The sequence below is a fragment of the Cecembia lonarensis LW9 genome, assembly GCF_000298295.1.
In the GTDB taxonomy this organism is placed as follows: Bacteria; Bacteroidota; Bacteroidia; order Cytophagales; family Cyclobacteriaceae; genus Cecembia; species Cecembia lonarensis.
On sequence record NZ_AMGM01000036.1, the window covers coordinates 1 to 13822 of the forward strand.

The following is a 13822-nucleotide window of genomic DNA, read 5'->3' on the forward strand; positions in this document are numbered from 1 at the left end:
ACACGTCCCTTTTTTTTAGTTTATTTTTCCGTATAAGGCATCCATTTTTTGTTTCAGATCCAAAATGGCTGTACTGTAACGCTCGTCCCATTCTGTCAGTCTATCTGTGGACTTGATTTCTATTTCATATTGAATTCCGGGAAGTACCCAAGAGGCATACCCGCTAAAAGGATCATTGGAGGCATAAAGTGATCTGTACCAATTGCCAAAATACATGCCTTTAGGATCAATAAAGCTTTTTTCAAAGGCCAAAAGGTCTTTATTGAGGTCTCTGGCTTTTCTTGTATCAGGCGAGCTTTTTTCCAACATGCCGGAAATAGCTGCCTCCAAACGATCCGCACTTTGTTGTAACGAGGCAATGGCATTTCTTGATTTTTCAAATCCGGTGAAGTCTTTGTGAAAACCCTTTACCTGTCGCTCTGCATTATCAAAATGTATCGTCAGATCTTTGGCATATCGTGTAAGCTGATAAGGAATCAGGTCTGCATTGGCAAGTCTTAGTGCAATGATCCCAACCAATTGTTCAACCGTTCCGCCCATTTTAAAGCTTGGGTCGGCAAACTTCTCATAGAAGTACATGTCGTCATAATTGGTATGATATAAGGATGGACCTCCGGCACCGCCGTTGATGGAAGGCACACCCACATGCATGTAGAAGGCGATGTGATCCGATCCTCCACCCAAATTTCCAATAGAGGGTTCTTCTCTGCTACCTGCCCAGATTTCGTATACCGTCTTGGAAGAATCAGGATACATGACTTCTTTGGCCGCATCCATGATTATTTTTTTCAAAGTGGGAGATGCGGATGCGCCAAAATTTCTTCCTCCAACTGCTGCATCCAAATTGATATAAGCTACAGCTTTGGCGTTGAGTTCATCCCGCAGTTGTTCTACCCATTCTGTGGAACCGATGACCCCGTGTTCTTCCGCATCCCAATGGGCAATCATGATGGATCTGCCAGGTTTGATGCCTTCTTGGGCAAGTTTGCCTAAAGTCTCGGTCATACTCAGTAGCATGGCGGTACCTGAGTTTGGATCTGTTGACCCAAATGACCAAGCATCAAAATGGCACCCCAATATTACCCATTCGTCTGGGTGGGTGGCCCCCTTCAGCGTTCCCACGACATTGTTTGCCCTGACAAAACCCTGTTCCTGTTCAACTTTAAGTCTTACCAATAAATCTTTGCCTCCTTCCAATCTATAAGTGAAAGGTAAGCCTCCTTGCCAGCCTGTTGGAACAGGTTTGCCGTTCATTCTGCTTAAAATTTCCTGAGCGGAACCATAGGAGATGGGGGTAACAGGAATGCTGTGTAAACCCTTAACCTCTTTAGGATCCAATCGCTTTACTTTGGTTTTTCCATCTAAGGGTAATGCAGGTTCAAATGGTGTTAGGGCATCTCCCGTCCAGTCTACGGTCAGCAGGGAACCCCTTTGGATTGAATTGTCATTGAATAAAAATCCTTCTGGGTAAACTGGTCCTCTGACATAACCTGCATCTGCAGGATCAGTAAAAATGATGAGACCTGCTGCTCCATATTGCTCGGCAAATTTGGCTTTGTAACCCCTGAAATTACCTCCATAACGGGCCAAAACTATTTTTCCACTGATATCAATTCCCAGTTCTTCCAGTTTTTCAAAGTCTGCTTTGGTGCCATAATTGGCATAAACCACTTCGGCTGTGACATCACCACTTCCGGAGAAAGCATTCCAGCCTTTTTTTAATTCGGGGTGTCTGGAATATGGGTTGTCGTCCACAATGTATTCTTGCTGGTTTAGCGGTTTGCGGATAGGGTAAACCAATTCAATCAATGACTCTCCCTGACCTTTGGTCAGATAAACATCATAGGGATACACTTGAACATCCCAGCCTGCCTTTTTCATGGCTTCCACCATGTAGTCTTTCACCTTTTCATTGGCTTCGCTTCCTGCAGTATGTGGGTGCTCAGTAATGGTGCTTAAATGTGTTTTGAACCTACTGAAATCTACCGATTCTTTAAATTTTTTCTCTATTTCCAATTGCTTACCTGCAGCAGTATTGGAAAAACCATCGATATGCTGAGCTTCAAGTTGAAATAAGAAAGAGATTCCAAAAGTTAATGTCAGTAAAAGATATTTCTTCATAGTTTTTATTTGTTGGATGTGGTATTGCCACAAATATATTTAAAGTAGTGTTTTATGGTACATATAATTTTTTAATGGTTGATATTTGGTTTGTGCAGTAACGCTTCAAGAAAGCAAATGGCTAATTTGTAAATAATCATAACTGAGTAGACCAAATGTTTAAAGGAATACGGCCTGTTTTGTCTAGATTTTGATTAAAAATTGTATTATTATGTCAAAAATACACATGTCCTATGATGGTACTGAAGGTGAGATATTGAAAATAAAAATCAATTTGTTAAATATTTTTTCTTCAGTAGACGTATAGGTATTGTCATTCGATTTTCAGCTAGGGTTTTTTGCCTAAAGAACTAGCGTAGGATTTTATTGTTGCTTACTTATGCTCAAAGAGAATAAAAAAGAATTGGAATCAGATGTTATTCAACTGGTGCCTCAGTTGACCTTGGACTGTGTGATTTTTGGTTTTCATGACAGTTCCTTAAAGGTTTTGCTTTTGAAATGGAAGGGTACGGAGTTTTACAGTTTGGCCGGAGGTACGGTGAGGCAGTCTGAGTCTCTTGATAAGGCAGCTGAAAGGGTTTTGATGGAAAGGACCGGCTTAGATAAAATTTTTCTAAGGCAGTTCCATACTTTTGGAAATGTGGAGCGCTATGACAGGGAGAAAATCAAGAAAATGTTGGCCCATTTGATTGACCCGGATTTATGGTATGAAAGGGCCATTTCTGTTGGCTACTATGCTTTGGTAGACTATATGAAGGTTTTTCCAAATCCGGATGCTTTGTCTGATGCCTGTGAGTGGTGGGACTTGAATGAGGTTCCAGCTTTATTGTTTGATCATGAGGAGATTTTGGAAAAAGCCTTACATGCTCTGCGATTGGAATTGAGTTTTCAGCCTATTGGGCTCAATCTTTTGCCGGAGAAATTTACCATGCCGGATATGATGAGAATGTATGAGGCGATACTCAACAAAAAAATAGATCCTAGGAATTTCCAGAAGAAGATTTTGAAGTCTGGAATAGTAATAAAGTTGAATGAGGTCAAAAGGGGTGTTGCCCACAAATCTCCCTTTCTCTATAAGTTTGACCCTGAAAAGTACGAGGAAGTACTAAGGGAAGGGGGCTTGTTTTTTATATAAAAAAAGAGGTTATCATAACCTCTTTTGTGCGCACGAGAAGATTCGAACTTCCACACTCGAAGGCGCTGCCGCCTGAAGACAGTGCGTCTACCAATTTCGCCACGTGCGCTGATTTCATTAATTAAATAAAGTCGGGGTGGCAGGATTCGAACCTACGACCTCCACATCCCAAATGTGGCGCGATACCTGGCTACGCTACACCCCGAGTAAAATACTTGATTTAAATTTTTGCCTCCGCAAAAGTAGACATAGTAGCAGTAAAGAACAAACCCTTTATAGCAACTAATTCTAAATTTCTGCAGAAGTGCGACAAAGTATTAGTAATCAAGCATAATAATTTTTTCAAGCTGCCTTTATGCTGAATTATTTCAAAACAAAACCCTGTCTTTTAAAACTAAAATAACCTTACTCCGTAAGTCTAGAAGAACCCAAATATAATTTAATTATGATCTTTAGCGTATTTGATATGATGAAAACCATCATAAGTGTGAAATTTAGTATTTTATTTTTGTTTTGTTGTCTATCGTACAATCATTTAAGTGCCCAAACCGTACCTTCATTCGATTATCAAGAACGATATTATGTTTCTTTCAGTGGTGGATATGCCTTTGGTGTCAGCGCCGGAGATCAAGGGGGTAATTTCCTAGGGCAAGCCGTACCGGCAAATCTGATGAGTAATAATAGAGGTACCTTGGGGACAGGCATCCCCTTGAATTTACGGTTGGGATACTATTTGACCAACAATATTTCCTTGGATCTTGGGGTACAGTATTTTTCGGGTGCCAGATCTCAGGTACAGACGGTAATGTTGCCCAATAACCTGAATATGATCCAGGCAGAAGCATTTACAGAGCAGTTGCGCATCAATCCAAGCATCAGTTTCTATGTCCCTATTATTACAAATATGTTGGATGCCTATTCCAGGCTTGGTCTTATGGTTCCTGTAGCAGGAGCTGCATTTATTGATGCCAAAGGTTCTGCCATGGCTATTGATAATGCCCCTGCTTTGCCCGGAGTTAATTTTGAGCGTATGGAAAGGATATCAGGAAATTTCGGAATGGGATTCACAGGTGCCTTAGGTTTGGAATATGCGCTGAAGCCCAGACTTGGACTGTTTGCCGAAGTAGAAGCCATGCACCTAAACATCACCCGAAATCAAGGGGAGTTTACAAAATTTCGTTTTGTTGATGGTGATGGGAATGAAGTCCAGGATTTAAGATCCGTATTGCCGACAAGTCTGTTGGAAACCAATTATGTAGAGGCATTAGGGGAAAACTCCAATAACCTACTTTCCAATCCAACCGGATTCAACCCTGAAAGGCCTATGGATATGCCTACTTCAACCAGTTTTTATCACCATTTATCCACCCAAGTGGGCTTGAAATTCAGATTCTGAAAAATGTTACATTTTACGTAGTGATATAAGGCCCATGGTATCCGCTTGCTTCATGGGCCTTGTATTTCAAAAAATCCCACGAATGACCTGATTAAGCATAAAAAAATTAAGTTAGTCGCTGAAAGTCACTTCGAGTCTATTATCATCAGGATCCAAGGTCTCAAATTCATAATACCCATCACCGGTTGTTCTTGGTCCCCTTAATATTTCAAAACCTGCCTTTTGTAATTCTTCTGCTTTTTTATCAACCGCTAATTTAGATGGTACTGAAAAGGCCAGGTGAATGATGCCAAGGTGTTGTGCAAATTTTCTGTCGTTGAGGTTTTTTGGAATGTCGGGCCTTTGCATCAGTTCTAACCTGGCACCATGGCCAAAAGATAGGAAGTAACCTTTGAATCCAGTACTTAGGTTGTGGTACAATTCATTGGACTGGCCTCCAAAAAAAGTTTCGTAGTAATCTCTTGATTTTTCCAAGTTCTCCGTCCAAATGGCCACATGTTCAATTTTCATGGTTCAACAATCTATAAAGTTTCAACCTCCAACTGTAGAATAGGGAACGGGTTGCCTAAATCGTCCAAGGGTTTTCTATTGACCACCTTGAAACCCATTTTCTTGTAAAAATTGACAGCTTGATGGTTTTGTTCATTAACTTCCACTTTGGTGATTTTCTTGTGAATGATTGCAAATTGGGTCAAATGCTTACCAATACCCAGTCCCCTGAAATCAGGGTGGATAAATAACATTTCAATTTTTTCGAGAGATAATCCTAAGAAACCCAATTTCAAGCCTTCGACACTTTGAAAAATATAAAGGTCCACCTGGGAAAAAACATCACTTTCTATAATGATTTGTCGGATTTCCAGGATTTTTTCTTCTGTCAGGAAATCATGGGTAGCTCTGACTGAAGCTTCCCATATTTCAAGCAATTCTGGATAAGAGGAGGGTTCATTGTTTTGGATAATCATGCGTATTGTTAAAATGTATGCTGGAAAAGATTTTTTCAAAATTTCAACGTCTCATACACTCAAGACGGTAATTCATTTCATTGAGTTGTTGTAATCATTTAATTAATCAGGAATCAATGTCATGGATTTTTTCCATTTGGTTCAATTAAAACCTTTTAAGCCTTATTCCAATTCCAGATGACTATACTCCAATCCACTGGCAAGGAATCTGTGAAGCGATGGATTTCTTCGAAACCTACTCTTTGGTGTGCCCTGATGGATCTGGGGTTATTGGAGGCTATTTCTGTGATGGCAAAGTCAAATTTCTTCTCGAATGTGGATCTATAAAATTGGTACAACCGGTCAAAAATTCCCTGACCCCTAAAATATTTACTCACACAAACCTGCCCTACAACCAGATAATTCCACAAGGATAACTGCTTGCTTTGATATGTCAAATGATCAAATTGTTCAAACATGGGGATCAATACAGGCACATCTTCTTTGGTCTGAGGCGTCATAGCCAAGGCATAGGCTACCACCCTTTCTCCCGATTTGGCAATCACATGGGGAGCAAAATCATTCATTTTTTTCAACACATCCATATCATGCCTTACCGTTACAAATCCATCTTCCAATGATGAGATGGTTTGAAGGTGGTTTTCATCTTGAAGCTTTAGAATTCCATTGAGGTCATCAATAGTGCTTGCGGTTTGAAATGACAAAGATTCCATTTGAATTAGGATTGATTGTTAGAGAAAAGGTAGGAAAATAATCGGTAAAACTTATTTAAATACCAAAGTAAAAACAGTTTGCTCTCCCGGAATGGAGGATACTTCCAGATTGCCTTTATGGAGGTTCATGATTTGCCTGGAAATGGCCAATCCGATACCCGATCCGGATTTTTTGGTGGTATAAAAAGGTACAAATATTTTTTCCAAAGCCTCAGGAACAATACCTTCACCATGGTCAATTACCTGAATAAATGGCCTGGAATGGCTGTCCACCCCTGCTTTGAGCAGGATTGTACGATTGGTAGATTTTTCCATTGCCTCTTTACCATTTTTTATCAAATTGATAAGGATCATTTGGATCAGATCCTGATCACCAATAATCTCTAAATCAGAAGGAGAAAGCTCGCAAATCAATTGTATGTCTGATTTGGAAAGGTCTTCTTTCAACAGCACCCTAATGTTTTCAAATAAAGGTTTGACTGGAAATACTTTCAGTTCAGGCTGGGGAATATTGGTATAATCCCTGTAGGCATTCACAAAATCCACTAAGCCATTGCTCCTTTTGAAGATGGTTTCCAAGCCTTCAGAAAGGTCCATAAAGCTTTCCTTGTCCAATGCCAATTCCCCCCGCTCATTCTCTTTGACATCTTCTTCCAAAATAATACCCAGGGAGCTGGCCAAACTTGCAATGGGGGTCATGGAATTCATGATTTCATGCCTCAGTACTTTGGTCAGGTTTTGCCAGGCTTCTAATTCGTTCTTTTGTAATTCTGACTTGATGTTCTGGAATGACAGTAAGGTCCAGTTTTGGCCTTCCATTTTAAAGGAAGCCGACTGAACATTCAAATGAAGATCCGAATTGATCCTCATGGAAAAAGACCCTCCCGGTTTAAGGTTCAATACCTCCCTGAGTAAATCTTTGGATAATTTCCCCAGGTCATGGATGTCCTTAAATTGGGGAATTTGAAGCAATTGCTTGGCGGCTCCATTGATTACACCGATTTTGCCTTCACTGTCAAAAGAAATAATTCCGGTATTGATGTGCTGGATCATGATCTGAAGAAAAAGCATCTACTCTTCTTTTTGGGCTCTGGTTTTTTTGAAGGCATCGATCACCTCATTGAAAGACATATTCATTTCTTTAAATGATGATCCCAAATTGCTGTCTTGAGTAAAAGAAGAAGAGAAATCCGAATACCGGATGGATTCCAAAAACCGGCTTATTTTTCTATTGGTGACAGTGACGTAAGAGATCAGATTAAAAGAAAGTAAAACCAATACCCAAAGGAATAAAACTCCTTGCAGGACGGATTCATGCTGTAAATATAAATAGGCACCAAAAATGGCAACAAGTGCAATAAGGATAACCCTTATTAATACCCCTAGGGCAAAAGATTTAAAGCCCATATCTTTCCAGTCTTCTGTACAAGGATGACCTGGTCAAGCCCAGTTCTTCAGCAGCACGGGTTATATGTCCATTGTGCTTTTGAAGGGCTTTACGAATCAGGATTTTTTCGACGTCTTCAATGTTCAAATGATCCAAGGAGACCATTTCTTCCTGCTTTTCAGGCATCAGGTGCTTTTGGGTAAAAAGGTCCTCGGGCTGAAGCACACTGTGTGTGGTCATGATGACTGCCCTTTCAATGCTGTGCTGTAATTCCCGGATGTTACCAGGCCAATGGTATTTTTGCATCCTTTTGATCAACGCTTCACCGGCTTTCCTGATATCTTTGTTGTACTTTTTGGAATAGAGGTCAATAAAATGGTTGGCCAATAGGGGGATGTCTTCCAACCTTTCCCTCAAAGGAGGTAAAGTCATTTCTATGGTGTTAATCCTGTAGAGTAAATCCTGTCGGAATTTGTTTTCATATACCATGTTATGTACCGGCATATTGGTAGCGGATATCAACCGGATATTGACAGGTATCGCCTTGTTGCCACCCACTCTTGTTATTTCACGGTTTTGGAGGGCAGCAAGAAGTTTAGATTGAAGTGCAAGGGGGAGATTGCCAATTTCGTCCAAAAAAAGTGTCCCTTTGTGTGCCTGTTCAAACCTCCCAGCCCGGTCTTCTTTGGCATCGGTAAAGGACCCTTTTTTGTGGCCAAACAATTCACTTTCAAATAAGGTAGACGTGATGGAGCCTAAATCAACCCCTACAAAAGCTTCTCTATGTCTTTTGGAATTTCTATGAATGGCCCGGGCAATCAATTCTTTTCCGGTTCCGTTTTCGCCAAGAATTAAGACATTGGCATCAGTAGCGGCCACCCTTTCTATTGTTTCAAAGACCTTGATCATGGCGGGGCTTTGACCAATGATGTCTTTGAATTTGCTATCCATGTCTTCAAAAAATTGTTGCTGTTGGTTTTTCAGTTGGTTCACCTCCATTTTGGATTGCCTCAATTGCAGGGCAGCGTTGAGGGTTGCCAAAAGCTTTTCGTTCTCCCAAGGTTTGAGCACAAAATCGGTAGCGCCCTCTTTGATGGCTTTTACAGCGGTATTGACATCTCCATAGGCCGTAATCAAAACTACCACAGCAGATGAGTCTAATTCCAAAATCCTGTCCAACCAATAAAAACCTTCCTGGCCACTACTGACATCTTTGGTGAAGTTCATGTCCAGCATGATCACATCATATTGCTCATTGACCATCAAGATGGGCAAAAGTCCAGGATTACTCTCTGTGTCCACTTGTGCAAAATGCCGCTTTAAAAATATTTTGGCCGCCTTTAACAAATCTTCATTGTCATCTACAATTAGGATTTTACCTGTCTTTTGTTCTTTCATAAATGGTGTAAGTAATTTACCTCAGATATCACATGCTGTACTGAATAGTGTCCCAAAACTTGTACCGATTTGTAATAATCTGTATCTGATTTCCAAAAACCATCAATTGCCTATCAAAAAGGCAATTTCAAAGCTTTCATTTGTTGATTAATGATGGGATTTGATTGGCTAAAGTTGCACAGCTTTGTTCGCTGGCGGACGATTTTGTTCGAAATTCTTTTCAGAAAAGACAGTATTTTGGGAAAATTGACTGATTTCAGCCTTTTTGGAGGTGGCATGTATTTGGCACAAAAGAAATCAGCGAAAAATTGAATTACACCGATAATGGATAGAAAAATCGAAAAAAAGACTTGGACACCTAAGCGCATAGCCATGATAGCGGGAGCTGTGCTTCTTATTGGTTTTGTTGTTTATCAATTGGCATTTTCTGATTCCAGGGCTTCTATGAATGTAAATATGGAGCGCATTACCATAGCCACCGTAAGGGAAGGGGAGTTTACAGATTATATCCCTGTAAGTGGTACCATTGAACCTGGTGAAGTTTTCTATTTGGATGCGCTGGAAGGTGGAAATATACAGCAGATTGTAAGGGAGTCCGGAGCCTTTGTCAACAAGGGAGATACCATCCTTTTACTTTCCAATTCCAAGCTGCAATTGGAGGTCATGGAAAGGGAGTCGGGCTTATACTTTCAACTCAATAACCTGAGACAGGTAAGGCTACAATTGGACCAGAATGACCTTAGCCAACAGGCGCAACTGGCAGAAATCGATTATCAGATCAGTTTGCTGAAACCCCAATATGAAAGGTTCAGGGAACTGCATACCAAAAAACTGGTTTCAGATAGGGAGTTTGAGGAAGTCAAAGAACAGTACGATTACAATGTAAAGCGAAGAAGACTTACCTATGAGGCCTATAGAAATGATTCCATGTCCCGGGCAGTGCAAAAAAAGCAGCTGGAGGATTCTGAAAGAAGGATGAACCAGTCTTTGGACGGTGTGGGCCATATTTTGGATAATTTGGCACTAAGAGCACCCATTACCGGGCAATTGTCCACCGAGCAGATTGAAGTAGGGCAGTCCATTACCCCGGGACAAAGATTCGGGCAGATAGACATTCTGGATAAATTCAAGGTTAGGGTACAGATAGATGAGTTGTATCTTCCCAGGGTTTACACAGGCTTGAAAGGCACCTTTAATTTTTCAGGAGGCAATTACGAGGTAGAGATATTCAAAATTTACCCCAATGTGACTGCCGGTAGATTTGAAGTGGATATGGCTTTTACAGATGAGGTACCTTCAGGAATAAGAAGGGGGCAAACGGTCAGGATCAGACTGGAATTGGGAGAAAGTCAACAAGCGGTGCTTCTTCCCACTGGAGGTTTTTATAAAGATACAGGAGGGAATTGGGTTTTTGTGGTCAATCAGTCATCTGGAAGAGCTGAGCGGAGAAATATCCGTTTGGGAAGGAAAAATCCTGAATTTTATGAAGTCATTGAAGGCTTGCAGCCAGGAGATAAAGTGATTGTAAGCGGCTATGAGAACTTCGGAAAGAATGAAGTCTTGAACCTTAAATAAGGGGATCCAAATATTGGATCCTTAAACCTGCCAGGTCTCTTTCGGCTTAATGGGTATTTTAAAGCCTTGTTGACCATGAAACCTGGCAGGTTTACTAAATCAAATAAAATCAAAAAAAAGAATTAATTTTTCACCAATTGATAGATACTGTATCTGGTCACTTCTTCTTCCACTTCTTCATTGGATTTTTCTTTTATCAGGATTTTTTTATCCGGAAGAGCAAATAAAATCGTCCCATCAGGCAAAGCCAATTCACCTTCCAATTGCTTTCCATTTTCAAAGACCACCAAACTTAACTTGTCCTCTTGATCCAATATTGAGAATGGCTTTTCTTCTGAATTCCTTGCCTCAAAAACCGCTTGGCTTACGCCCTTATAATAGGTCAGTATCCATGTATTGTCTCCAAGATTCAGTAATTGTCTGTTTCTTCCTGGTAAATTGGCCAGATTTTTCACTCTTGGATCATCCGGGGCGATTCCAATGGGTAAGGGGCTCGCTTTTTCAAATTGGCTGTGGTAAATAGGTATTTTACGGAGTAGCTTAAAATCATCTTTTAAATCATAGACATGGATGGCATCATCCAAGTTATGCACCAAAAACAATTCATTTCCCTCAATAAAGTAGCTTTTGGCCATGAGATTATAATAAATTTGATCTGTCTTTTTGTAGTAGGAATCCTCCTCATAGGGAAGAACAGTTTTTGTTTCTCCGGACTCAGTTTTCAACAAAGTGAAGTTTTGCAAAGTGTCCCTTCCTTCTTCTGTAAAAATCAGATGATGCGCCGAGAGGAATGCACTTGGCCCAACCAGATACCGGGTATTTCCATTTTCCTTAAAATAGGCAGTTTTTCCAATAGGCCTATAGGTTCGGATGGGAAGGGGAGAGGGTACCCTGAAGTCATCAACAATTTCATAGTCAGTACTATAGGTGATAAGCCTAAAAGGAAACTGAAAAACGCGTTTTCCATCTGGACCAAAGCTCAAGCCTATGGGATTCCAAGTGCCATAGTTATTGGGTCCATCACCAGTTCTGTTAACTCTTTTTAGGATTTCTCCCTCAGGTGATATTTCCAAAACCTCATTTTGTACTTCGGAAAACCCTAAAAATATCCCTTCTTCATTGCTGAAATCTACTAAATGCACCATAGTGAAATTCTCAATTTCAAAGGCATCCACTTTTATCAGCTCATAGCTGTTCAATACCTCATTTGTGATGGTATTTTCACCCCCACACGAAATGATAATCAAGCTTTTCAGATAAATTAATAATCTTTTCATAGGTTAACTATTTTTTAAGTAAGGCAATTAACGAAAGGCTTAGAAAAAAAGCAAATTTAGGGGTAAGTTGTATTGTATTTGTCCGTGTGCGAACAAATATGTTCGGAAATTTGCCATCATAATATCAAAAAAGCCCTCAATGGTCGATTTAAGGCCATTTCTTTTGTGGCATAGGTTTGGCCTTAATCATCAGCAGTTCAATTGTGCATTTTGACAACATATCATAAACCTATGGAAAATATCATCAAAACCGTCAACCTTAAAAAGCTATACACCACAGAGGAAGTGGAGACCACCGCATTGGACGATATCAATATCGAAATCAAAAAGGGGGAATTTGTAGCCATCATGGGACCTTCAGGATGTGGTAAATCCACACTATTGAATATCATCGGCCTTTTGGACAACCCTGAAGCAGGTCAATATTATTTTCTGGAGCAGGAAGTGGCCAAATATTCAGAAAGGCAGCGCTCCCAATTGAGAAAAGGCAATATTGGTTTTGTCTTTCAGAGTTTCAATCTGATCGATGAACTGACAGTTTTTGAAAATGTGGAATTGCCATTGCTGTATTTGAAAACCCCTGCGGATGAAAGGAAAAGGAGGGTAGAAGAGGTGCTAACCCGAATGAATATCATGCACAGAAGGGACCATTTTCCTCAGCAACTTTCCGGAGGTCAGCAGCAAAGGGTGGCTATCGCCCGTGCCATCGTGGCGAAGCCTTCGGTGATTTTGGCGGATGAGCCTACTGGAAACCTGGATTCTGCTAATGGGGAAGAGGTAATGCGACTGTTGGAAGAACTGAATAATGAAGGAACCACTATTGTGATGGTGACCCACTCACCCCATGACGCCAATTATGCACATAGGATCATTAACCTATTTGACGGCAAAGTAGTGACAGAGAATATCAGGGAGCAGTTTCATATTTAGAAGCGAGAAGCGAGCTTGCCTACCTATGGGTAGGATATTAGACGCTAGATACAAGAAACAAGAAAGATGAAACCTATTTACTCTATGAACAAAAAAGGAAAACAAGGCAATAATGAAAACGATAGAGTCATATAGAGATTATTCCCTTATCATCTTTTGCTAGGATACTAGTTAATTTTTCACGCCATTGAAGCAATCTTTCCTCAGCCCTTTAGTGCTCAGTATTATCTCATTTGAACCCCTTTCTTTAAGTACCCAAATTGATTATATTGTAAAATGGAAAAGGAAGACAACAAATCCATGGTCAATGAACCTGACATGAGTTATGGTAACTATTCTTATGCAGATTATTTAACCTGGGATATCGAGGAAATGGTGGAGCTAATCAAAGGCAAGGTCTTTAAAAAAGCTGCAGCTGCTCCCCGAAGAGTTCACCAATGGCTGGCGGGAAATTTGTATACTGAAATGAATATTTTTTTGAAAGGCAAAAAGTGCCAGGCTTATATTGCTCCTTTTGACGTCAGACTGCCCGTCAATTCCAAAAAAGACGATAAAATCTTCACGGTAGTTCAGCCCGATATCTGTGTGGTATGTGACTTGGAAAAGCTGGATGAAAGGGGCTGTGTAGGCGCACCGGACCTGGTGGTGGAGGTCCTTTCACCCGGTAACAAGCAACTGGAACTCCAACACAAATATGAAGTGTATGAAGAATCTGGGATCAAAGAATACTGGCTCGTGGACCCTGAGAGCCAGACGCTGTTGATCTACACCCTTGTCCAAGGAAAATACCAATCCTCCCGGCTGATGACTTTAGGTGACATTGCCAAATCTGCTGTGATCAAGGGTTTTGCGTTGGACTTGACCGATTATTTTTCTGAGATGAATTGAAGGAGTTTTTATTGTCGAGTACGGAAAAAGATCACAA

General features: G+C 40.5%; 13 protein-coding genes and 2 tRNA genes. 5 read left to right on the forward strand and 10 right to left on the reverse strand.

The genetic code is table 11. The features are described from left to right. Positions 1-15: 15 nt before the first annotated feature. Positions 16-2121: a M28 family peptidase gene (locus B879_RS11795; protein ID WP_009185410.1), complete on the reverse strand. Its 2106-nt coding sequence runs from the start codon at positions 2119-2121 to the stop codon at positions 16-18. A 379-nt stretch (positions 2122-2500) separates the two neighbouring features. Between B879_RS11795 and B879_RS11800 the strand changes: the two genes are divergently transcribed. Next, positions 2501-3256, forward strand: coding sequence for an NUDIX hydrolase (locus tag B879_RS11800; RefSeq protein WP_009185412.1), 756 nt, complete (start codon positions 2501-2503; stop codon positions 3254-3256). Positions 3257-3283: 27 nt separating this feature from the next. Here B879_RS11800 and B879_RS11805 read toward each other — a convergent pair. Then, positions 3284-3365 (reverse strand) — tRNA-Leu (locus B879_RS11805). A 22-nt stretch (positions 3366-3387) separates the two neighbouring features. Then, positions 3388-3461, reverse strand: a tRNA-Pro gene (locus tag B879_RS11810). 240 nt (positions 3462-3701) lie between these two features. On the opposite strand from B879_RS11810, the gene B879_RS11815 reads away from it, so the two are divergent. Further along, on the forward strand, positions 3702-4652 hold the full coding sequence (locus B879_RS11815; RefSeq protein ID WP_009185413.1) for a hypothetical protein: 951 nt from the start codon (positions 3702-3704) through the stop codon (positions 4650-4652). A gap of 111 nt (positions 4653-4763) precedes the next feature. Here B879_RS11815 and B879_RS11820 read toward each other — a convergent pair whose 3' ends face one another. The 6 genes from B879_RS11820 to B879_RS11840 all read right to left on the reverse strand — a co-directional run bounded on the left by B879_RS11820 (position 4764) and on the right by B879_RS11840 (position 9115). Next, positions 4764-5162 carry a VOC family protein gene (locus B879_RS11820; protein WP_009185414.1) on the reverse strand — a complete coding sequence of 133 codons (399 nt, stop codon included), beginning with the start codon at positions 5160-5162 and terminating at the stop codon, positions 4764-4766. A gap of 11 nt (positions 5163-5173) precedes the next feature. Then, positions 5174-5617 (reverse strand): GNAT family N-acetyltransferase, encoded by a 444-nt coding sequence (locus B879_RS11825; protein ID WP_009185415.1) that lies wholly within the window; start codon positions 5615-5617, stop codon positions 5174-5176. A 155-nt stretch (positions 5618-5772) separates the two neighbouring features. After that, positions 5773-6330 carry a GNAT family N-acetyltransferase gene (locus B879_RS11830; RefSeq protein WP_009185416.1) on the reverse strand — a complete coding sequence of 186 codons (558 nt, stop codon included), beginning with the start codon at positions 6328-6330 and terminating at the stop codon, positions 5773-5775. A gap of 51 nt (positions 6331-6381) precedes the next feature. Next, positions 6382-7401 carry a sensor histidine kinase gene (locus tag B879_RS11835; RefSeq protein WP_009185417.1) on the reverse strand — a complete coding sequence of 340 codons (1020 nt, stop codon included), beginning with the start codon at positions 7399-7401 and terminating at the stop codon, positions 6382-6384. Continuing rightward, complete coding sequence (locus tag B879_RS23210; protein ID WP_009185418.1) at positions 7402-7737, reverse strand: hypothetical protein; 336 nt, start codon at positions 7735-7737, stop codon at positions 7402-7404. Continuing rightward, entirely contained in the window at positions 7727-9115 is a 1389-nt protein-coding gene (locus B879_RS11840; RefSeq protein ID WP_009185419.1) for a sigma-54-dependent transcriptional regulator, read from the reverse strand. Before B879_RS11840 ends, B879_RS23210 begins: the two co-directional genes overlap by 11 nt. A 324-nt stretch (positions 9116-9439) precedes the next feature. Here B879_RS11840 and B879_RS11845 point away from each other — a divergent pair, with 324 nt between their 5' ends. Then, positions 9440-10690 carry an efflux RND transporter periplasmic adaptor subunit gene (locus B879_RS11845; protein WP_040400594.1) on the forward strand — a complete coding sequence of 417 codons (1251 nt, stop codon included), beginning with the start codon at positions 9440-9442 and terminating at the stop codon, positions 10688-10690. Between the two features lie 122 nt (positions 10691-10812). On the opposite strand, the gene B879_RS11850 is transcribed toward B879_RS11845, so the two are convergent. After that, positions 10813-11967 carry a hypothetical protein gene (locus B879_RS11850; protein WP_009185421.1) on the reverse strand — a complete coding sequence of 385 codons (1155 nt, stop codon included), beginning with the start codon at positions 11965-11967 and terminating at the stop codon, positions 10813-10815. 231 nt (positions 11968-12198) lie between these two features. Here B879_RS11850 and B879_RS11855 point away from each other — a divergent pair, with 231 nt between their 5' ends. Further along, complete coding sequence (locus tag B879_RS11855) at positions 12199-12897, forward strand: ABC transporter ATP-binding protein (RefSeq protein ID WP_009185422.1); 699 nt, start codon at positions 12199-12201, stop codon at positions 12895-12897. Between the two features lie 276 nt (positions 12898-13173). After that, positions 13174-13785, forward strand: a complete 612-nt coding sequence (locus B879_RS11860) for a Uma2 family endonuclease (RefSeq protein WP_040400596.1) — start codon at positions 13174-13176, stop codon at positions 13783-13785. Positions 13786-13822 lie beyond the last annotated feature (37 nt).

Coding starts and splice junctions, on each gene's coding strand:
- B879_RS11795 (WP_009185410.1), bottom strand. CDS start 2,121: ATGAAGAAATATCTTTTACTGACATTAACTTTTGGAATCTCTTTCTTA.
- B879_RS11800 (WP_009185412.1), top strand. CDS start 2,501: ATGCTCAAAGAGAATAAAAAAGAATTGGAATCAGATGTTATTCAACTG.
- B879_RS11815 (WP_009185413.1), top strand. CDS start 3,702: ATGATCTTTAGCGTATTTGATATGATGAAAACCATCATAAGTGTGAAA.
- B879_RS11820 (WP_009185414.1), bottom strand. CDS start 5,162: ATGAAAATTGAACATGTGGCCATTTGGACGGAGAACTTGGAAAAATCA.
- B879_RS11825 (WP_009185415.1), bottom strand. CDS start 5,617: ATGATTATCCAAAACAATGAACCCTCCTCTTATCCAGAATTGCTTGAA.
- B879_RS11830 (WP_009185416.1), bottom strand. CDS start 6,330: ATGGAATCTTTGTCATTTCAAACCGCAAGCACTATTGATGACCTCAAT.
- B879_RS11835 (WP_009185417.1), bottom strand. CDS start 7,401: ATGCTTTTTCTTCAGATCATGATCCAGCACATCAATACCGGAATTATT.
- B879_RS23210 (WP_009185418.1), bottom strand. CDS start 7,737: ATGGGCTTTAAATCTTTTGCCCTAGGGGTATTAATAAGGGTTATCCTT.
- B879_RS11840 (WP_009185419.1), bottom strand. CDS start 9,115: ATGAAAGAACAAAAGACAGGTAAAATCCTAATTGTAGATGACAATGAA.
- B879_RS11845 (WP_040400594.1), top strand. CDS start 9,440: ATGGATAGAAAAATCGAAAAAAAGACTTGGACACCTAAGCGCATAGCC.
- B879_RS11850 (WP_009185421.1), bottom strand. CDS start 11,967: ATGAAAAGATTATTAATTTATCTGAAAAGCTTGATTATCATTTCGTGT.
- B879_RS11855 (WP_009185422.1), top strand. CDS start 12,199: ATGGAAAATATCATCAAAACCGTCAACCTTAAAAAGCTATACACCACA.
- B879_RS11860 (WP_040400596.1), top strand. CDS start 13,174: ATGGAAAAGGAAGACAACAAATCCATGGTCAATGAACCTGACATGAGT.